This window comes from Bifidobacterium dentium JCM 1195 = DSM 20436, assembly GCF_001042595.1.
GTDB classification, from domain to species: Bacteria; Actinomycetota; Actinomycetes; order Actinomycetales; family Bifidobacteriaceae; genus Bifidobacterium; species Bifidobacterium dentium.
Genome location: NZ_AP012326.1, coordinates 77,474 through 98,114, shown reverse-complemented (window position 1 = coordinate 98,114; position 20,641 = coordinate 77,474). Strand labels below are relative to the sequence as shown.

The following is a 20,641-nucleotide window of genomic DNA, read 5'->3' as shown; positions in this document are numbered from 1 at the left end:
GACAACATGGTGACAACAATTTAAGAACAACTCATTTTGCGCCCTCTCAACATGCAGCACACACACGCTGCCGCACACTCATGGTTGCCGCTCATTATTAGTCACCTTTGATGAATTGGCTGATTCTGGGTGCGATTGCCAGCAGGTAGACCGGATGCGTGATAGCGGCGAGCAGGATCCACCAGGTGGGCCATCGCATCGGGCTGTCGGGGATCGTGGCGAGGCGATCCGCGACCACGAGGCATATGAGCATGAGCAGCGTCCAGAGGATGATGTGCACGCCCATCGTCTGTTCCCGCCACCAGTACATGACCGCCGCTTTGCTTGCCGCCGCGTAGACGATGACGACCAATAGCGGTATGCCGCATACGATGACGAAGATCACTAGCATGACTAAAAGGGTGAGCGGCCCGTTCCACCAACCCTGCGGGATGATTCCACCGATCCACGTGCCGGTGCTGTTGAACCATTTCCCGATCGCGGAAAGCTGTTGGCCGCGCGCATGGACCCATTCCGGCAGCGAAGCCATGAGGGCATGCCACCTGCCCTGCATGATGATGACAAGCAGGGGAATCACGGACGCGCACACGCCCACGCACAGGGCGAACAGGACGCGCCTGTCTTTCCCGCGCTGCCTGTCGGCATCGTTTCGGAGTCGCTCCTGTTCCTGTTCGGCCTGTTGTCTGACCTGTTCGGCGATGTTTTCCCGCAGTCGTTTCCGTTCGCCGTCGAGTTTCGCCCGGTCGCTTTCGAGGCGCGCTTCATCCTGCTTGAGTGTGGCTTCGCGGTTGAGGATGCGCCTACAATGCTCTTCCTTTTCTGCGCAATCGTGTTCCCTCCGTTTGGTTTCTTCGAGCAGCCTGCTCGTCTCGTTGAGTTCGGAGAGTTGTTTCCTGAGCGTCCGATTCGCTGACAAGAGCCTCTGATTCGTTGATCGAAGCTCTCGATTCTCGGATGAGAGCGTCGAATTCCCGTCCCGCAGCTCCGCGATCTGCCGTTCGAGTTCCCTGTTCTCCGCTTCCAGCCGGATCATGTCGGTTCCCATGGTCGGGGTCGTGTTCGCTGGTTCCTGTGGTTTCATCCGGTCGAACATTTGGGAGAACATGTCGCCCATCGGATCGGTTTCCATACTGGTGTTCCTTGCTGTCTGGTTCATGATGCTGTTCCTTGTTCGTCTGTTCGGGCGGTGTGATTCCGGCGAGACGGGCCGCGATCCGAATCTTGTCGAGTTCGCGCTGGCATTCGAGCAATGCCTGTTCGCGGCGTTCGATCTCCTCGCGGGTCTCGACTATGAGGTCAGTGTCGTTGTTGTCGATCGCGTCGTTCAACGCGATGACGGCGGCGCGCAGTTCGCCCCGCGCCCAGTCCGCACGGTTGTTCAGGTCCCTCAATCCCTTGGCGAGGTCGCAGCCGCCCGCGCGTTGGATCCTGCACGCCGCGTTCAATCCCTCCACCATCATCGCCAGTTCGTCGAGTTTCCTGGCCTGCGACTGGTAGTAGCGGCGCTGCGCCTCGCTGGACGCGTAGCGCACAATCCGCGTGCGGGGCGTTGCCGTCAGGGGTTCGATGCGCCGTTCCGGACGGCCGAATGCATCCGCCAACGTGGTCGCGGTGAAGCGTGCCGCATACCTGTTCGACCTGTCCGTGAGCATGCCGGTGAACGTTTCCGGCACGAGCAGATGCCACGTGCCGCCGTCCCGGTGCAGCATATTCACGGGCAGGTTGACCTTCCGTTGGCGTTTGGAACCGGGCAGCCACACGCTTACCGTGCGCTCGTTCTCGGTGGCGACGAGCTTGTTGTTGAACGTCAGGTGCAGCATGCTCCCACCATTCGAAAGCCTCGCCCCGATCTGGTCGAGCGAGTACGCCGGACCCAAACGGGATCCGCGGAACCTGCGCCCCGTGGCCTGGTCCATGAACGTCGCCTCGCCGCCGCGCATCGCCAAACTTATGCCGTGCGAGTCGAGCAGGCGCGACAGTTCGGCGATGTTGCCCGCCCTGGCGGCGTCGAGGTCGATCAGGATGCGCATCCGCTCCTTGACTCCCCCGCCCTTCGCCGCCGCGTACAACTCGTTCATGCCCACGCCAAGACCGTTGGACGCAACCGTCCTCGCTCCGGTTCCGGGCAGCGGACTGTCATCCTGGCCGGGCGTATGCCGCATCGCCGCGACCAGTTCCGCATGTTTCATGGCGGTTTCCACGTTCGGGTTCTCCAGTATGCCCAGGCCCTCGCGGCGGCACAGTTCGTCGCTGATCGCACGCCACCGGTCGATGCTTCTGCGGGTCAGGCGCATCTTCCTTCCCGTCCTGCGGTTCGCCGCGCAGATGACGATGTGGTTGTGCAAATGGTGCCGGTCCACGTGCGTGCAGACCACGTACTTGTAGTCGCCGCCCGTGATCGCCTCGGCCAGCATCACGCCCAGCTCGTGCACCTGCCCCGCCGTCACCCGCTCGTCCGGGCTGAACGAATGCTTCAAGTGCAGGGCGAGCACGCCGTCCCTCCGCAACCCGTTCGCGCAGCGCTCCAAGTCGTGGATCATCGGCTCCGCCAGCATGTCCGCGTCACGCTTCTCGCCGCTGTAGCTCGCGTACACGAGCCTGCCGTCATCGTTCTTCGCGGGGTTGATGACGTAGCGGATCGTGGCCGGAAGATTCGTCTTGACCTTGCTCCCAAGCTTGACCACGGCCATCAGTACAACCCCTGCGCAGCGTCGATCCGGGCCTTCTCGCGCTCCATCTCCGCCACCCTCCCGTCGATCGAGGCCAGCAGATCCTGCAGCTCACGCACCTGCTCCGCGTCCACCGTGCCGGTCAGGTTCGCGATCCTGGCGACCTGGTTCACGTTCACGCCGATGCGGTGCAGCTCAGCCTTGAACGCCTCCGGATCGCTCGCCAGCGTCACCGAAACGTTCATCAGCCCGCCGTGCATGAGCGTCTGCCGGGCGAAATCGCCCCACCTCCTGTACACCGGAATGTTCCTCGACCAGCGCTCGTGGACTCGTCTGGCCTGCTCCCATTCCTCCGGCGTGAACATGATCTTCCTGCAGATGCTGCGCCTGCGATTGTCACGCCAACCCACCGGACACCTCCACACGAGAAGCGAAGCGCATCGTTTTTCCAGCCGCGAAAGCGGTCCGGAGGCTCCGCCGACCAAGGGGAACGGGTCTCCCGTCAAGCCGCCCCGGCCCCGCGGGGCGAGCAAGTGTGGCCACACATGCGTCGCTTGCTACTCCCATATTCGCATCCACGAACTGGGAGCCATCGTGCACGGCCTTGAGCAAACTCTTGGCGGTGTTGTTCATGTGCCTGTCCTTTCATGTTTCATCCGGCATGACGATTGCGACGCGGACCCGCTCCGGGCTTGGCGTGAGGCTGGTTCACATCGCACTATCGACGCTAAGGCCATTTGGAGGAAACTGATTTAGACAAGACCCACGAAACAGGCGAAAGGCTACATTAGGCCTTGAAAAACAAGGGAAGCGCCACGAGAAAAATTTCCGTGGCGCTTCCCTTATCCGACTGGTTGAATGAGTGAGAGCCGAAAGCGATTGCCTATTCCTGTTCGGCCATCTCCGCGTATCGGTCGAACAGAATCTGCAAACGCTCGTCGCCCGTCCTGCACGACTGCGTCACGCCATACGCCGCTTCGACGTATTCGGGCCAACCGAGGTTTGTCGTAAGTAAGTGAGCGCGAAACCGTTGTTTGTTCGTCATTGAAGGTGAGCGCGATCAATGCCTGCGATTTCACTTGTTGTCTCGTCCGGTGTTGACGCGGTTTTCGGCGTCGTATTCCAGACGGAGACGTGAATACCGTGACCACACTCTCACCGGACAATGGCAGGGATCTGCGAATTCCATGTCCGAGCAGACCGTCTCGTCGTGTATTTTCGCGACAACGACACCGTCGCACTAGTGCTCATGCGCACCGGCAGTCATGACGCTCTCTTCAAAATAGTCGATGCAAAAACATCAGGAACTACAGGAGCACGCCTCGCAAGACAATATAGGCCCACACTCCCCAGCAAGCCATTCAATCGCGTGGATCCGCTGTCCTGAAACCAGCTCAAGGAAGGGGACCGGCATGTATGAACTCAACGGAATCATGATCGTAGGCGAGATAACGCCCGAACTCAAGGTCGTGAACGCACGAGCGACCAACGACTGGATGATGCTCGTCACCTTCTCTAACGGAGAGACCCGTGTCTTCGACGGCACCAATCTCTTCGGAAAACCCGTCTACGAACCGCTGCGCGATCAAACGGTTTTCGACGATTTCGCCATTGACCACGCCATCCTCACATGGGACAGCAGCATCGACATCGACACCAACAACCTCTACAACCTGACCTACCCCTACGACACCATCACGGACACCAGCTCCGCCAATACGCCCATACAACTACGCCCATGCAACGCGAACTCGTTCACTGATCAACAACATTCCAAAGACCCGGCAATCGCTTGTATCACAGGCCTGACATTGCCGATTGCAGCAGCATGATTCACTGTTTCGTTGTGGCAGTTCCGCTGGTTTCGGTGTTGATGATGAGCTGGTCGATCAGGGCATGCGCTTGGTCGCGGCTGATGGGGGTGGCGCTCAGGAACGTCCAGCGCACGATCAGCAGCATCGTGTTCGCGCAGAAATCGGCCAGCAGGTCCTGCGGCAACCCTCCAGCCACTTCGAGGTGGTAGCAGTGGTTGGCACGGAATGATTCACGTATGCGAGCGATGAAATACGCGGTCAGGCTGCGCATCAACGCCCCGTCGAGTCCGTTGTGCGCGAATATCTTCCTCATCAGTTCGGCGTTACGATCGAATAGATCCGCGAACCTGTCGAACAGCGTGTGGAACCCGTCCCTGGTCCCTTCGAAATCCCGGGGTTCCATCGAGGCGGCGAACCGCGCCCAGCAATGGTTGAGCAGGTCGTATTTGTCGGCGAAGTAATTGTAGAACGTTGCCCGCGGGTAGTCGGCTCGCTCGCAGATCGCGTTCACCCTGACCTGTTCGAACGACTGCTCGCCCACCAGTTCGAGCAGCGCGTCCGCCATGCCGTTGAGGATTCGCCGCCCCGCGCGAGTGCCTGCACGTTGTTCATCCGCCTTCATGATTCCAGCCTATCCGTTCCCTTAGTCGTCTCACAGTTCTTTCCGACAGTCCGATTGCCGTCAGCCCCATGAGAATAGCGTCAGCAGTCGCATCGGCACCAGTTTGGCGAGCACCCGGTACGCCTTGTACACCGGATGCATGGTGTATGAGGCGCAGCCGGCGCGGGCTTTGCGCAACGCGATGCGGGCGAACCTGGCCATGTCGACGAACGGCAGCTTGGCGGCGGTGCTGCCATGGGCCGCGTCCGGGTGAGAGGCCACGCCGGATTGCATGCCGGTGCGCATATTGCCCGGGTTCAGCCGCAGCACGTTGATGCCGCGCGGCTTCAATTCCTCGCGCAGGCCAGCGGCGAAGAACGACGCATACGCCTTGGTGGCCGAATACACCGTGAGGTTCGGGTTCGGCGCGAACGCTGACACCGACGACACCTGGATGACGAACGAGCCACGACGCATGTACGGCAGGCACAGGCGGATCAGCATCGTCGATCCAATGGCATTGAGGCGGATCATACGCTCCAATGCGTCCGGCTCGGACTCCTCCACCAATCCGGCGCTGGCGACGCCCGCATTGGCGACCACCACACCGATGTCCGGCTTGCGCGCCTCCAACTCCTTCTCCAGTCCTGCGTAACCGTCGTCCTGGCTCAGGTCGAACGGCAGGCATACGAACCGCATGCGCGGGTATTCGGCGGCGATGGACTCCAGCCGGTCTTGCCGTCTGGCGATCATCCAGATCTCGTCAATCTCGGGGCATTCCCCCATCACCGCATCCACGAACTCACGCCCCAACCCGGACGTCGTGCCGCTGATTACCGCCACAGTCATCGCATGCTCCTTCTTGTTTCAAAACCACCGAATGCTCTGTCCGCGACAAAACGCCGCCTTATTCGACAAGCACCGGCACTGCGTGGACAGCTGTCCATCGGTGTCCACGATAACGGACACTCGCAGCTCGAAATCACACACAAATCGCCGCCTGCATATCGGTGGACATTTTCAGCAAACCGTCTCAGTCATGGGCTGATGTCCATGCTTAGCCTTGAGCAAGCAGCGCATGTGCGCGCTGATATCACACTATGCAGCATCAGCGTAAAGGAACCGTCATGGACAAGCAGAACACCACCCGCCCCACCCATCTCGCACAGCCGATCGAACTGCGTTGCGGCGTTCACATCAAGAACCGTTTCTTCAAGTCCGCCATGCACGAGGCCATGGCGGACCGCGATCACGCGCCGACCGAGCGTTTCGCCGCTTTGTACCGGCAGTGGGCCGAGGGCGGCGCGGGCGTGCTGATGACCGGCAACGTGATGGTCGACCACACCCAGTTGGGAGAACCCGGCAACGTGGCATTGGAAGACGATAGCAACCTTGCCCCATTTCGCTCGTGGGCCGAAGCAGGCACGGTGAACGGCATGCAGTGCTGGATGCAGCTCAACCATCCCGGCCGTCAGTCCCCAGCCACCATCAACCCGCATCCATGGGCTCCCAGCGCGGGCAAGTTGGAAGGTGAATACGGCAAGTTCTTCGCCGAACCACGAGAACTCGACCGCGCGCAGATCCACGACATCCAGCAGCGCTTTGCCACCGCCGCACGATTGGCCAAGCAGGCCGGGTTTACCGGCGTGCAGCTGCATGGCGCGCACGGCTACCTGATCAACCAGTTCCTTTCCCCGCTCGACAACCAGCGCACCGACGAGTACGGCGGCAGCCTCGACAACCGCATGCGGTTCCTCGTCGAAACCTACCAAGCCGTGCGCGAAGCGGTCGGAAGCGATTTCCCCGTGGCGGTCAAACTCAACTCGTCGGATGGACAAGAAGGAGGCTTCTCCGAGGACGAATCCCTGACCGTCATCCAGCGTCTCGCTGATCTCGGTGTCGACCTGGTCGAGATCTCCGGCGGCACGCTGGAGAAACCGACCTTCTCCACCAATACCGGTGACAAGGAGGACAGCGCCCGAGGCGTGTACTTCTCCGACTTCGCCACCCGCGTCAAGCAACTCGATCTGCACGGCACCGTCGTGTGCCTGACCGGCGGTTTCCGCACGCCCGCAGATATGGAGGACGCGCTCGAACAGGGCATCACCGACATGATCGGCATCGCCCGGCCACTGGTCCTGCAGCCCGACATGCCCCAGCACATCCTCGACGGCGACATCGAGCCGACCAACCGTTTCAAGCTGCCGTGGATCACCACCGGCGTCAAGTCGCTCGACAAGGCGTTCAACGGCGTGCTGGTCATCAGCTGGTTCGAGCTGCAGATGAACCGCATCGGCACCGGCAAGAACCCGGATCCGAATATCGGCGGCATGCGCGCGCTCCTGTTCGCACTCAAACAACACGGGCCCGCCGTGCTCTCGCCACGCCGCCGCAAGAACCGCAACTGAATCAACCGTGATCAGTCGGCAATACTACTCAAATCAGCCTGTTCATAACCGTCAATCATTCGCCAAACCCAGACCGTTCAACACTTCGGAACCGTAGATTCTGCACTACTTGAGAGGGCAACACCAAACCATGTCGTTTTCGCTGTACAAACTTGGGCAATTAATGGTGCGCCGACGTGGCCGCGTATTGATGGCGTGGCTACTGGCGTCGGTGTTGGCCGTTGCCGGTATGGCGACGCTGGCGCATGGCACCAACGACGAGTTCTCCATACCGGGTTCGCAATCCCAGGACGCGCTGGATCACTTGGGCCATGTGTTTCCCGAAGTTTCCGGCACTTCGGCGCAAATCGTAGCGGTAGCGCCGGAAAGCCAACGCATTGACACCACTGAGTCGCGCAATGCCATAGGCGTTGTGGCGAAGAGGATAGGCGGTTATCGGCAGGTGGCGCTTGCCGCCGATCCGTTTTCGGAGACGGTGCAGGACGCTGTATCCGAGGACGGACGTGCAGCGATCATCGCCATTCAGTTCGAGGTGCCGTTCAACGAGCTTGATTCGCAGGTGAAGTCGAAGATTGCCAGTGATGCCAAAGCGTTGCAGGATGCGCTTATGGATGGGGCGGTCACGTATTGCGGCGGGGCCGCGTATAGCAATGCCATTCCGTCGTTGTCACCGACTGAAGCGTTGGGTTTGGCGTTCGCGCTTATCGTGCTGTTGATGATGTTCGGCTCGCTGGTCGCCGCGGTATTGCCGTTGTTCACTGCTGTGGTCGGTGTGGGTGTGGGCGTCGCGACCATCTACACAATGACCTCGTGGTTCACCATCTCGTCCACGGCACCGATGCTGGCGGTGATGATTGGCCTTGCCGTGGGCATCGATTACGCCTTGTTCCTGATATCCCGTCACCGTGACCAGCTCTCCGATGGACTGGAGGTGGAGGAGTCCATTGCCCGTTCCGTAGCCACGGCAGGTTCGGCGGTGATTTTCGCCGGTTTGACGGTGATTATCGCGCTGCTGGGTTTGTTCGTGGCGGGGATACCGTTCCTGACCACCATGGGTGTCGCGGCCGCGTTCGGCGTGCTGGTGGCAGTGACCGTGGCCGAAACCTTGGTGCCTGCGCTACTTGGTTTCGCTGGCAAGCGCCTGATTCCACGGAAGCGTGCCAATGTCAAGACTAGCCGCCGTAGCCTCACGAATCGTAAGAGCCACGACCATCGCATTGCGCGCACGTGGGTACGGTTGGTGACCGCCAAGCCACTGGCTGTGGTCGTCGTCATCACCGTGGCCTTGAGTGCTCTGGCTCTGCCTGCAGCGAACCTGCGTTTGGCGTTGCCTGACAATTCCGTGGAAGAGGTCGGCACTCCCGCACGCGATGCCTACGATGCCGTGGCCGAGCATTTCGGTCCGGGATTCAACGGACCGTTGATTCTCACGGCCGATATCATCCAATCCACAGATCCAATCGGCTTGGTCAACCGCATCGCCGACGATATTCGGCGCTTGCCCGGAGTCAAAGCGGTGCCGTTGGCCACTCCCAATCCGAAGGGCGACACCGGCATCATCCAGATCGTTCCCGAAACCGGTCCCTCCGACGCCGCAACCGAACAGCTTGTGCGCGAGTTACGCGGTAAATATCAGTATTTCTTGGACACATACGACACTGAAACCGCGGTGACCGGCATCACCGCCGTTGCTATTGATGTGTCATCGAAACTGGGGGCAGCTCTATTGCCATTCGGCCTGCTGGTGGTTGGCTTGTCGCTGATATTGCTGGCTATGGTGTTCCGCTCGATATGGGTGCCGCTGAAAGCGACCGCAGGCTATCTGCTTAGCGTGCTTGCCGCTTTCGGTGTCACCACCTGGGTGTTCCAACTTGGCCATGGAGCGGAATTGATCCGTGTGCAGCGGGTGGGACCGGTGATCAGCTTCCTGCCGATCATCCTTATGGGCGTGTTGTTCGGCCTGGCCATGGATTATGAGGTGTTCCTCGTCTCCCGTATCCGAGAGCATTATGCCCATCATGGTGATGCGAAGGCGGCCGTCGAGGAAGGATTTGCTTCGGCAAGCACCGTGGTCGTGGCCGCGGCAACCATCATGCTGTCGGTGTTTGCGGCGTTCATCCCCGAGGGGTCCGCCACCATCAAGCCTATCGCCTTTTCACTTGCGGTGGGTGTGTTCGTCGATGCGTTCGTTGTCCGTCTGACCTTGGTGCCCGCAGTATTGGCTCTGTTGGGCAAACGTGTCTGGCATCTGCCCGCTTGGGTAGACCGCCGTCTACCGGTGTTCGATGCGGAAGGCGACGGATTGGAGCGTGAGCTTCGTCTGCGTGACTGGCCTACTCCCGACAGTACCGAGGTGCTCAGCGCACATGATCTCACGCTGGATGATATGAACGGAAACGCTCTGTATGAGCACATCGACTTGCATATCAAACCCGGCGAAGTGCTGGTGGTCGAGGATTCCGGCGTTTCAGGCAAGTCCGCACTGCTTTACACTCTCGCGGTCAGGGTCACCACGTTCCGAGGCGACCTGAAGGTCATAGGATGCACCTTGCCTCAGCACATGCGCGAGATACGTTCCAACGTAGCACTCATCAGCTGTGCCAATGCGGCGGATCCATTGGAGGATATGCGACAGGCCACGAATGATGGCACACGGTTGATCATGTTGAACGATGCCGATATGGTGCTGCAGCCCGACGCCCGGGCCCAGCTGCGCGACGCAATCAGCAAGCGTGGCGAGACCACCTACGTGCTCTCTTGCCGGAATCTTTCTACGCTGGGCGACATCCTGCATGGCATGCCGCTAACAATATTGCGCCTTTCCTCTAGAACCCGAGACAGCGAGCGAACCGACCAATTTGACCGTCCGGAAAGCCACATCACGCGCTTCGCCCGGTTCATCAACTCACCCATCACCACCTCCACACACGTCGAACAATGAGCACAAGGACACCCATGCTTTTCTTCACACAGCGCCTGCGAGACTCCATCACACCGACGGCACGCACCTGGACGCCCCGCACCATCACCTGGCGACTCTGGGCAGCAATCATCCTGATACCCGTGTTCATGCTTTCGCTCGGGCTTTTCGCTTTCCACGGCACCAGCAATCATCCGGCTACTGCCAAAGCGGCCGTGGTCAACAATGACGAACCGGTTGAACTCAACGGGCAAACGCTGCCGCTTGGCAGGCAGCTTGCGTCCGAACTGCTTCACAACAACGACTCCGACTACGACTGGACACTCACCGACGCCGATGATGCCCGAAACGGTTTAGACAACGGCAGCTATGCCATTACGGTGACCATACCGAATGATTTCTCCAAACGTATCGTCGACACCATGCAGGCCAGTCTCACCGGAGACACCAGCAGTGTTTCCAACGGTTTGGTGCATATGGAAACCTCCAACACCACCGGCGTCAACGATCCGCAATTCGCGCGCGCGGCCGCCGAACGCGCGAAAAACAATCTGGATCAACTGATTATTCGCACCTATCTTGGCAGCGTCTACGATGGGTCCAACACCATGCACGAATCCCTGTCAACAGCCGCCGATGGCGCGAACCAGCTCGGCAGCGGTATCAACACGTTGCATGACGGTGCGAACCAGTTGCATGATGCCACCAAGCAATTGGTTGATGGCACGACAACGCTCAAGCAAGGCGGTTCGCAACTGGAATCGGGAGCACAACAGGTCGCCCAGGGCGCGGAACAAGTGGCGCAAGGCAACGAACAGCTGGCAAGCACCGTCTCCCCGATAGCCCAGCAAGCATCCTCTCTGCTCGAACAAGCCCCTTCGGCCGTAGCAGCGCTCCAGCAGATGCAAGAATTGGTCGGGCAATGCGCCGCCAACAACACGCCGCAAGCCTACTGCGACAAACTTGACCAAGCCCTCAGTCAGGCCACGGAGCCAGCCGAACGGATCGATGCGGCTAAAGCTCAAGCCATCGCACAGATCCAGCATACGCAAAGCTCCATCAACCAACTCGCGCAAGGTTCACGCCAAGTGGCCGACGGCGCGAAATCCGTGGCCGATGGCGCAAGCCAACTCAATCAAGGCATCGTCCAGCTGTCCGATGGAGCCACCGCTATCAACGATGGCGCAGCACAGCTTTCCGACGGTACAAAGAAACTGCAGGAAGGCGCGGATACCTTGTCTTCAGGTCTTACTAACGGAGTGAAGCAGGTGCCTACCTTCAGCAAAGAGGCGCGCGAGCGGCTGGCCTCCACTATCGCCCAACCCACCCGGTCCATCATCTCCAGCATCCCTTCCGGATTGCTGGCCGCCACCCTGCTGCTGGCACTGGCCCTATGGGGCCTGTCGCTTGCGGTGTATGTGATTGCCCGCCCAATCTCCGCCGACATACTCACTTCGAAGGAATCCACATGGAAACTAGTGGCTACAGGCATGTTCCTTGGAACGGCCGCAGCGTCAATCGGCGCTTTGCTTGCAAGCGCCATTGCGTGGGCAGGCTTGAGGCTCGACAACCAGCATGGCGCTTTTCTGATGATCATGGCACTGGTGTGCGCAATGGCATTCAATGCCATCAACCAGGCGCTGATCGGCAGTTTCGGCAGCCTCGGGCGATTGCTGTCCATGATGCTGATGGCACTGACACTGCTTACGGGTATCGTCTCCACTATCCCCGCACCATTGGCCTCCTTGGCGTCCATGCTGCCCACACACGCCGCCAACATGATGCTACGAACGGCCATAACCGGAAGTGGCAGCATCACGCAGCCACTGCTGACCCTATTGACATGGTGGGTCGTCGGATTCCTTGCCTGTGTTGCCCTGACTGCACGACGACGCACGCTGAATCCGAATCAGCTGCGATTGCCATCTCAGACCTTCTGACTATGGATACCGCAAATCGTGAAATATTGATCTGATACTCCATCATGACTCTATAGAAAACACAATTGACAGCAAGCTGTCTCACTATCGAGGTTTGTCGTAAGTAAGTGTGACGCCGACAACGTCAAGTCTGAGACCTCCGCTTATGCCAACAGCTGGAATAAAGGCGAAACCGTGTAATTTGAAGCATTCTTCAACGTGGATGCCGCAACGGCCAAAGCAAGTGTCCAATACTACGATGTAGCCGATTAGGCTGATTCATGACTGGTGGGAGCGTCATTGCTCCCACCAATTTTGCCAATTGCGCAATGCGGTCGAGGGTCTGATACGGATTGGTATCCGTCAGCTACAGGAGATGTCCTCGGTTGGCTTGGCTGCAAAATTCAGGAATGATCGGCAGGGCAATTGGCGTAGAATCACTACAATATGCGGCATGCTGGCTTATTTTTCGCGTATTTGCTGCATGAACAAGTGCAGTTCATCCGGATAGTGCAGTCCAATCTCAACGCATACGGCATCAAGGTAATGGGGGATGTCTTCTCGTAGGTGCATCAGCAATGAATCAAATCCTTGCAGGAATTCAAGGTACCGTTGCTTGTCCGTCACGAATTGCAAATCCTTGGCGAGCTGGAAGACCGTAATGTTCGAGTCGTGTGGGTGGGCGCAGTACAGGCGTTCGTCATGCGCGCAGATGTTGCGATAGTCCTTGATTCTGCGGTAGATTTTGTCGAGCCGCTGAGACGTGATTTCTATTTCATGCTTGTGCGAGTCCGCGTACAATGCGGTGAAGCTGCGTGCGATGTTGGCTCGCGCTTCTGTCTTCTGGGATTGGAAGAACCAATACATCTGCCCGAGCGTCAGATCGTTGGCCAGCACCCACATCGGGACTTCGCCATCATGCCGCTCCAGGCAATGACGGAGATAGCCCTTCTTGTCCGCGTACCCCGATTGCATGTTCAGGTGCAGAATTTTCTCCAGTCGGGGTATAAGCTTTATTGCTTTTTCGTGCGCTGTCCCGCTGCTGGCGTAGTTCGCAATGTTCAGGTAGGGGTTCTTTTCATTCGGGTTCAGTTTCGTGAACTCATGTGAGCAAACCGTTTTCAGGATAGCCTCGGCCAAGGTGGTCATCCTGAAGAACAGGAACCGCAGATTGCGGTCGAACACGTATAGCTTGTAGATGTCATTGAACGAAGCATCGTCGCGATAGCGGTCATCACCAGCTGCTTCCGTCTTTTCCTTATCCAGAAAAGGTGTCTTGTATCCGTTGACGACGGAATAGTAGCCTTCTCGTTCAAGCACCCATGAGGTGCGGGAATCCGTTGCTAGGTCACGGGACGCCAGTAGTTTCACTTGATCGGCTACTGGCATGAATGGCTTGTGCATCGTGTTCTCCCGCCTAGATGCGCAAAAACCGCCCCGGAATTCCGGAAGCGGTTTTTACGAACTGGACACTGCCCAGCTTTATCGCATGAAAAGTTTATCACGGGAATGACTATTGTGCGACGATGCGTGTCGTGATGCTGTTGGAAAACAATCATCCCATGACTCTTTGAAATACCGCCGCTGCGATTCCAGACACATTGCTCATCAATAAGTCACTCATACCCCAAAACCTACCAACCTACCAACCTACCCTTTGGAATCATTGGGATTCGACCGCCTACCAACTTGGCCTACCGACCTACTTGAGGTTTTCTTAGGTAGGTTGGTAGATTGCGTGAGTAGGCGACGAAAACCCTTATGGCAGTAGTGAGTAGGCGGGTAGGTCGGTAGGCTGCTTGGTTGAGTCAGATGAGCGAGTACCAGTGTCCGCCTTTCACACCTTTTCTATGTTTGATCTTTCCTGAAGTCATCAGATTTTCCAACGCGTCATCCATGTAGACTTTCTGCCGTTTCGACAGGGCTCGGCTTAATTCTCCTTTGGATACAGATGGCTGGCTCGAAGCGGACAGGATATCGACAATGCGCTCCTCTGTCGCGCAACGGGAGCGAATGTCAACCCGTTCGCGCGCCAGTTCGTCCTGCTCCTTGAAGTCCGCACGGCGAGTAAGGTTCTCGTCTTCGAATTCCCGCAGATTCTCCTCGTAGCATGCACGCGAGTACTGCATCATTCTGCCCGCGAGTTCCCAATCCTCCTGAGTGGTCTCGGACGATCGCGGGTCTTCAAGCAGACGGAGCCCCACCGCCAGCTTTTCGCGCAGAAACATGCTGTGCGCTCTGCGCGGGTCACCTCCGCGCTCCCTGTTGACCCGCTGCTTATCAGCGATGATCTCATTCCTCACAATGGGAGGCATCCGCATGGGGTACATCCGCAGATGGCTGGATTCCGGTGTAGCCTCATTGGCCTTGACGTAGCTGCCGCACTCGTAGAGCCTGTTCATTTGCTCGATGGGATAGTCTGCGGGCAACGCCTTCGTATCGTACGGGAACTTAGTCAACGAGGAAAGCTCCACCGGCTCTTCGCCGATAGGACGGACGCTGAGTCTGTCATCATATGCGGAGACGTAAAGGAACCGCTGTTGGAATCCCACGCCGACACCGGCCTCGAACATGCCCATCATCGATGGCTGTGCCGAAATCACTACGACTGCCCTGTATCCGTGCTCCGGGATAGTCACTGCCAGCTCCTTGTTTTTGGTGTAGTCACCGATTTGCTGGCCGGAGAACAGTGACAGCACCTCCGCTTGGAGATTGCTCTCCTTCGCGCTTGACAGCGCCTTGAAATTGGATGCTTCGGAATACCTGATCATGGCGCGGGGAGACTTGCATTCCAGCTTGAATCTGTTGCCCTCCTGCACGCGCTGCCCGAACAGCGCGCTGATGGCTTGGCCGCTCGCCACACTAGTCACCGGAGCGTCCCGAATGTCAGGCACTAGCTTCCTCGCCGCTCCGAATGCCGCATCCTTGCCGGAACCCGGCTTGCCGAGGATCACCATACCGAAGTTCAGCGAACCGTAATCCGCACCGACGAATGGCGGCAGAACCATGTGAGGAGGTGCCGCCACCATGATGCGGGCAATCGTCACGGCAAGTACCGCAATGGGAGACACAAGCCTGCTGACCGCGTAATCCTTGATTTCACACAGACTCGTCCTTGAATTCCAGAACGCATCGTCAGGGAATGACGCATTGACATCGGCTTCTGGATTGTAGGGGATTCCACCGGCCGTTCTGGCTATCCCGTCTCCAATGAATTCGCCCTTCTCTGGGCGCAGATCGCTATAATGAAGCATGTAAGAGTCCTTCAACCTTATCTTGCGCCAGTTTTAAGCAGCGGCGCGTATGAATATGGATTCTTTGGGTCGCGCCAAGCGGAATTGACGCGACCCTTATTCGTCTCGGCTCTCATCGTGTTCTCATCTGTGCGTGACCCTCGATCCAAGCCTGTACATCACTCCACTTGTAGAGCACTACGCGCGGTGAAGGCTTGTAGAACTTAGGCCCTTTACCTGTATAACGGAGCTGCGCAAGGTTTCCCTTGGTCATGCCGGGCATACGAGACACCACATCATCATCGCTGATGTACGGCTCAGATCCAATTACTGCTGTGCTCATTACAGATTCCCTTCAATTGACTTGCCTATTTGTTGACATATTTGCCAACGCTGTGATTGTAGCATATTATTGCCTCTATGTTGTCAATATTGCTATTGCAAGGTGATTGTCGCTCATGTAATACTTGCTGCCATGAGCATGGAAGAGGCAAACCCGTTATACGAAGACGCGACTTATGCCCTCGCTATAGACAAATGGAAATTCATCGTCTTCACGGATTTCGATCGAATGGATCGGACAGCGTTCGTCTCCATCGCCCCTGGGATCGCAGTCAGAGCCGATTACTGCATCCGCGCGATGGAGGATCGCATCGGAAAATACGACATCCGCCTGCACATGGGATACAGCGAGGAAGAGCAGCGAATCGTGCTGCGCAACTGCGAAATCGGCACCACACGAGAACTCAAAATCAGGGACATCGCGCGCCTGCCCATCGAGCAGATTATTCGCTCCTACCATCCGCCACTGTGGTCCTATGAGATCACGGAAAACGGAACCGATATCTTCGGCCCGCTGCCGAGCTGGGAAGATGAAGTGCTACGCAAAGTGAACTTCCCAGCGCTCCGCAAGCAAGGTCCCACACCCGACACCCTGAAATGGGCTTCGCGTGTTTATTCGGTCACCCAGCTCAACAAGGGCCCCGCAACGAAACGATTGACAGAGGTCTTCGACATACCCCTGCGTACAGCCTCGCACTGGCTGACACTCATGAAAGAGCGCGTTCCAGAATCAGTTTCCGCGAAGCTCCCATCCCCCATTACCGTTCACGACGAAACCGAAATCGACACCACCCCCGACATCTCTTTGAAGAAGCTTTTGGAATAGGGGGTTGTCTCCTTCGGTAATCGCCGGAGGAGACAACCCAACCATGCCCATATACTCCTATAACACCAAGTCCGGCGATAAGCGGTACCGAGTCACCTACCGCGATCCGGATCATTCCCAGCGCACCAAACGAGGCTTTCGACGGCGGAAAGATGCGCAGGATTATCTGGCCCGCATGACGACGTATATCGCAGACAACGATTACATCGACCCAAACGCCGGCAAAACGCTGGTCTGCCAATTCGCAGACACCTGGCTCAAAGGCAAGAAAAACGTCGTCAAACCCAAGTATTACGCCGATCTTGAGTGCTCATGGAGAGTGCATGTGTGCAACGCTTGGGGAAATCGGGAAATCGCATCCATCAGACACAGCGAGATACAGACTTGGGTCAGCGAACTTGCAAAAAAGCGATCAGCGACAATCACCATTCGCGCCCACGGAGTGCTCAAAGGAGTGCTGGATCTTGCCGTTCGAGACGGCAGTATACGACGCAATCCGGCAGACGGATGCCAACTCCCAAGGAAACAACGGAAGGAACGCACTTACCTCACGCCCGCACAGGTTATTGACCTTGCCCATGCAGCGGGTACTTACCAAGCCCTTATTTTGACGCTGGGCTTCTGCGGCCTTCGATGGGGCGAAGCGGCAGCATTGCGCGTCAAGCATGTGGACACCCAGAACAATCGCCTCAGGGTGCGGTTGAGCTGGGTCCGTTCCGGCAAGAAGCACTTCGAAGGTGCCCCCAAAACTTGGGAGGTACGGGACGTTCCCGTTCCCGATCAAGTAATGTCCGCCATCAAAGAACAGTGCGAAGGCAAGGGACCTGAGGATTTAGTGTTTACCGCACCATCCGGAGGACATCTCCGCGAGCAATCCGCGAAAAATCACGGCTGGTATGCAAGAGCATTGCGCGATTCCGGCGTTCCCACACTGACCTGCCACGATCTTCGCCACACGGCGGCTTCCATTGCCATCAGCTCCGGAGCCAATGTCAAGGCTGTCCAGCGCATGCTGGGGCACAAGAACGCGGCCATGACCTTAGATACCTATGCAGACCTATTTGACACCGATCTTGACGATGTGGCTACATCCATCAGCAGCAAGATCGCAGCCGCGAAGACCTCGAACTCCGGGAATGTTCGCTGAGCTGAATACCGCTCTTCAGACCCCCTCCGTGACAACACGGTGACAACATTTCAGGAAAAAACCAGTGATTGAGCAGGTATCCACAAAATTGAAAAACGTTGGAATGATTGGGTTTTAGCACCTCACCGTTGAGGCAAATGGAGCGGATGACGGGAGTCGAACCCGCCTTTAAAGCTTGGGAAGCTTTCGTTCTACCGATGAACTACATCCGCAAAAAGTGCCTTTTGGGCACGGAGGTTAAGTTTAGCACGTCGCGCACGGCTCCACAGACGCGGTTCCCGATATACGGATTACCGACCCGCGCCGCACGCGCCCGCATAACCGCCCGCCAGCCAGATCCGCCAGCCGAGTCCGTTGAGTGGCTCCGCCACACGAGCGCCGTACTCGCATCGCACGAGCATCCGCCGTCCAAATCCGCCAGTCAGCTGCGGAACGGTCCTTGCGAATACCCGCCTTGCACGTATCCACTCTGCGAATACCCGCCCTGCACATACCCATCGGACGTATATCCGGACTGCACGCCCTGCGCCTTCATCTCCTGGCTCATCTGCATAAGTCGCGAAATGCGGTCGGCGGTCGGCGGGTGCGTGGAAAACAGGCGGGAGAAGCCTTCTGTGGAGAACGGATTGGCGATCATCATCGCGGCCACCGACTGCGTGCCTGCGGTCTTGCGCATCGGCGCGGCCTCGGCACCGTACGAAATCTTATTCAACGCGGAGGCGAGCGCTTCGGGATCGCCAGTCAGCATCGAACCGTCCTCATCGGCATCGTATTCGCGCGTGCGCGAAATCGCCATCTGAATCAAAGAGGCGGCAATCGGCGCAAGGATCGCACTCAGCAGCACGCCGAGCAACCCAAGTCCACTGCTGGACGAGCCGTTGCGATCGTCTCGCGACGAGCCACCTCCGAAATACATGAGCGAATAGCCGAGATACGAAATCACCGTGGCCATGGCGGATGCGATTGCGGAGGTCAGAATATCGTGATTGTACACATGCATGAGTTCGTGGCCGAGTACGCCGCGAATCTCACGCTCGTTGAGCATCTGCAGAATGCCCTGCGTACAGCAGACGGCGGCATGCCGTTCGTTACGGCCGGTCGCGAAGGCGTTGGGGCTCATGGTCGGCGCAATGTAGATGCGCGGCATCGGCTTGCCCGCCTTTGCGGACAGTTCGCGCACGATTTTGTACAGCATCGGCGCCTCCTGCTCGCTGACGGCCCGCGCACCCATCGACGCGATGGCCAGTTTGTCGGAAAACCAGTATGAGACGAAAGTCGAGCCAAGACCGATGAGAATGTAGACGCCAAGCGTGCGCTGACTACCACCCGTAGCCCACCAAATCAGCATGATGACGCCCCACATCAACGCGAAAAGCAGCGTTGTCTTCAAGCCATTGCAATGGCCATGCACCCGCAATTTGCCGTTCATAGGGCCCAAGCGTAAAGATGCAGTCTGATATTTTGCTGGATACATGCTGAGCGCCTTATCGGGTCCGCACCCCGCCACCGACCGGCGCAACATATCAGGTGCGCGCAAAGCGTGCGATCGCGAATCGCCCTACGCCAGCATGGCGCCGGAATGCACCGAATCCAATACGTCAACCAGCTCGGTGAGCAAGTCGTTGCGTCCGCATGCGTCCGTCATCACGCTGAGCACGTACGCACCGGATGACGACGCCACGATTCCACCGTCATTCAACGCATACAGGTCGCCTTCGCCACTGATCCATCCGGCTTTCGTATACACCGTGGTTGAGTCGCCGAGCGCCCGATGAATATTGGAGTTGAGTGAATCCGTCATATCGCCCGACAGCCACTGCAGCGCCTCGTCGGAAACATCGGCGGCCCCGGACGTCTGCTGTGCGAACAGGAATCCATAACCCTGCGTCCACAGCTTCGCCATGTCCCGCGCACAAGTGGTCACGTAACCATAGCCGGCCATCTGCACGGCGGTGCCGGCTTGTGCCGCCCATGAATCGAAGGCGCCGGTGCCATACGTGTCGACCAGCCAACTGTAAGCGGTATTGTCGGAGACGGTCAGCACCTGGTCGATGTTCTGTTTCGTCGTTGCATTCTGCGTATCGCCCGCTTGGTATACCGCGTTCAGATCGATGGTACCCGTCGAAGCGAGTGCCATGATGAACGGCGCTTTGATTGCGGACGCCGAATAGACCTGCGCATCCGCATTGTAGGAAATTGCACGGCCGGTATTGATGTCGACCAGCACGAAGGATGCGGTATATCCCGCGGATTCGAAATTGGTTATCTGCGATTCGATGGCCAGTTGCGAGTCAGTGTCGAGCGTGAAGCCGGAAGTTGAGATCGTTGCGCTGCCGTCAAGTGCGTCGATGCCGGTCATCGCGGACTGCGTCGGACTGTCGGATGCATCGGTTTGTGATGTTGAGGAGGCTTGTCCGCTGGAAGAGGCGCTCTTTCCACCTCCCTCGGATGCGGATGAGCCAAGGCCCTGCAAACCAGCCGCTCCCGTACCAAAGGCGACAGCCAGTGCGGCTGCCGCCGCGATGCCGGTCATAGCCACGGTGACGCGCCTACGCATGTACATTCGACCTGTTTTCCACACGTGATTTCTACGATCGCCGAATCCCATGACACTCCGTTTTCGTATGATTCCCCTGTCGTGCGTAACGCTATGACCGAAAAGTTATCGTGACCTTACGCACACCTTGGGTTTTTCTGGGAGCCGAAACATGCGGTGAAGCCGCCCTCCCAGCGCATCGAAGCATCATACGAGCAGCCCCTCG

17 protein-coding genes and 1 tRNA gene are annotated in these 20,641 nt (G+C 58.1%); 7 read left to right on the top strand and 11 right to left on the bottom strand.

Annotated elements, in window-relative coordinates; all coding sequences use genetic code 11:
* Nucleotides 1-97: 97 nt before the first annotated feature.
* From BBDE_RS11500 to mobC, 3 genes are read right to left on the bottom strand one after another with little or no spacing between them, the layout of a single operon-like run.
* Complete coding sequence (locus BBDE_RS11500) at nucleotides 98-916, bottom strand: hypothetical protein (RefSeq protein ID WP_228369725.1); 819 nt, start codon at nucleotides 914-916, stop codon at nucleotides 98-100.
* Nucleotides 801-2,690: a relaxase/mobilization nuclease domain-containing protein gene (locus BBDE_RS00385; RefSeq protein ID WP_003837999.1), complete on the bottom strand. Its 1,890-nt coding sequence runs from the start codon at nucleotides 2,688-2,690 to the stop codon at nucleotides 801-803. Before BBDE_RS00385 ends, BBDE_RS11500 begins: the two co-directional genes overlap by 116 nt.
* Nucleotides 2,690-3,079: a plasmid mobilization relaxosome protein MobC gene (gene mobC / locus BBDE_RS00380; RefSeq protein WP_100070460.1), complete on the bottom strand. Its 390-nt coding sequence runs from the start codon at nucleotides 3,077-3,079 to the stop codon at nucleotides 2,690-2,692. The genes BBDE_RS00385 and mobC overlap by 1 nt, the downstream gene beginning before the upstream one ends.
* Before the next feature lie 755 nt (nucleotides 3,080-3,834).
* On the opposite strand from mobC, the gene BBDE_RS11660 reads away from it, so the two are divergent.
* The gene (locus BBDE_RS11660) at nucleotides 3,835-4,056 is read left to right on the top strand and encodes a type II toxin-antitoxin system YafQ family toxin (protein ID WP_074695961.1); all 222 of its coding nucleotides are present in this window, start codon (nucleotides 3,835-3,837) and stop codon (nucleotides 4,054-4,056) included.
* 25 nt (nucleotides 4,057-4,081) lie between these two features.
* Nucleotides 4,082-4,501 (top strand): DUF2442 domain-containing protein, encoded by a 420-nt coding sequence (locus BBDE_RS00370; RefSeq protein ID WP_003838007.1) that lies wholly within the window; start codon nucleotides 4,082-4,084, stop codon nucleotides 4,499-4,501.
* Between the two features lies 1 nt (nucleotide 4,502).
* Here BBDE_RS00370 and BBDE_RS00365 read toward each other — a convergent pair whose 3' ends face one another.
* Both BBDE_RS00365 and BBDE_RS00360 read right to left on the bottom strand, forming a co-directional pair.
* Nucleotides 4,503-5,105 carry a TetR/AcrR family transcriptional regulator gene (locus tag BBDE_RS00365; protein WP_003838009.1) on the bottom strand — a complete coding sequence of 201 codons (603 nt, stop codon included), beginning with the start codon at nucleotides 5,103-5,105 and terminating at the stop codon, nucleotides 4,503-4,505.
* A 60-nt stretch (nucleotides 5,106-5,165) separates the two neighbouring features.
* Complete coding sequence (locus BBDE_RS00360; protein WP_003838011.1) at nucleotides 5,166-5,933, bottom strand: SDR family NAD(P)-dependent oxidoreductase; 768 nt, start codon at nucleotides 5,931-5,933, stop codon at nucleotides 5,166-5,168.
* A gap of 278 nt (nucleotides 5,934-6,211) precedes the next feature.
* Here BBDE_RS00360 and BBDE_RS00355 point away from each other — a divergent pair, with 278 nt between their 5' ends.
* The 3 genes from BBDE_RS00355 to BBDE_RS00345 all read left to right on the top strand — a co-directional run bounded on the left by BBDE_RS00355 (nucleotide 6,212) and on the right by BBDE_RS00345 (nucleotide 12,352).
* The gene (locus BBDE_RS00355; protein ID WP_012901778.1) at nucleotides 6,212-7,492 is read left to right on the top strand and encodes an NADH:flavin oxidoreductase/NADH oxidase family protein; all 1,281 of its coding nucleotides are present in this window, start codon (nucleotides 6,212-6,214) and stop codon (nucleotides 7,490-7,492) included.
* A gap of 130 nt (nucleotides 7,493-7,622) precedes the next feature.
* Complete coding sequence (locus BBDE_RS00350) at nucleotides 7,623-10,433, top strand: MMPL family transporter (RefSeq protein ID WP_003838015.1); 2,811 nt, start codon at nucleotides 7,623-7,625, stop codon at nucleotides 10,431-10,433.
* A 14-nt stretch (nucleotides 10,434-10,447) separates the two neighbouring features.
* Nucleotides 10,448-12,352: an ABC transporter permease gene (locus BBDE_RS00345; protein WP_003838017.1), complete on the top strand. Its 1,905-nt coding sequence runs from the start codon at nucleotides 10,448-10,450 to the stop codon at nucleotides 12,350-12,352.
* A 441-nt stretch (nucleotides 12,353-12,793) separates the two neighbouring features.
* Here the strand turns inward: BBDE_RS00345 and BBDE_RS00340 are convergent, their stop codons facing one another.
* The 3 genes from BBDE_RS00340 to BBDE_RS00330 form a co-directional block, all read right to left on the bottom strand.
* Complete coding sequence (locus tag BBDE_RS00340; protein WP_003838019.1) at nucleotides 12,794-13,735, bottom strand: Abi family protein; 942 nt, start codon at nucleotides 13,733-13,735, stop codon at nucleotides 12,794-12,796.
* Nucleotides 13,736-14,139: 404 nt separating this feature from the next.
* Complete coding sequence (locus BBDE_RS00335; protein WP_003838020.1) at nucleotides 14,140-15,585, bottom strand: hypothetical protein; 1,446 nt, start codon at nucleotides 15,583-15,585, stop codon at nucleotides 14,140-14,142.
* 112 nt (nucleotides 15,586-15,697) lie between these two features.
* Nucleotides 15,698-15,907, bottom strand: coding sequence for a helix-turn-helix transcriptional regulator (locus BBDE_RS00330; RefSeq protein WP_003842966.1), 210 nt, complete (start codon nucleotides 15,905-15,907; stop codon nucleotides 15,698-15,700).
* Nucleotides 15,908-16,039: 132 nt separating this feature from the next.
* Between BBDE_RS00330 and BBDE_RS00325 the strand changes: the two genes are divergently transcribed.
* Entirely contained in the window at nucleotides 16,040-16,732 is a 693-nt protein-coding gene (locus BBDE_RS00325; protein WP_003838021.1) for a hypothetical protein, read from the top strand.
* Nucleotides 16,733-16,775: 43 nt separating this feature from the next.
* A complete protein-coding gene (locus tag BBDE_RS00320) occupies nucleotides 16,776-17,879 on the top strand; it encodes a site-specific integrase (protein ID WP_003838022.1) in 1,104 nt (367 codons plus the stop codon).
* Nucleotides 17,880-18,017: 138 nt separating this feature from the next.
* Here BBDE_RS00320 and BBDE_RS00315 read toward each other — a convergent pair.
* From BBDE_RS00315 to BBDE_RS00305, 3 genes are all read right to left on the bottom strand, one after another.
* Nucleotides 18,018-18,091 (bottom strand) — tRNA-Gly (locus tag BBDE_RS00315).
* 209 nt (nucleotides 18,092-18,300) lie between these two features.
* Entirely contained in the window at nucleotides 18,301-19,308 is a 1,008-nt protein-coding gene (gene htpX, locus BBDE_RS00310) for a zinc metalloprotease HtpX (RefSeq protein WP_003838023.1), read from the bottom strand.
* Nucleotides 19,309-19,437: 129 nt separating this feature from the next.
* The gene (locus tag BBDE_RS00305; RefSeq protein WP_003838024.1) at nucleotides 19,438-20,442 is read right to left on the bottom strand and encodes a serine hydrolase; all 1,005 of its coding nucleotides are present in this window, start codon (nucleotides 20,440-20,442) and stop codon (nucleotides 19,438-19,440) included.
* Between the last annotated feature and the right edge of the window lie 199 nt (nucleotides 20,443-20,641).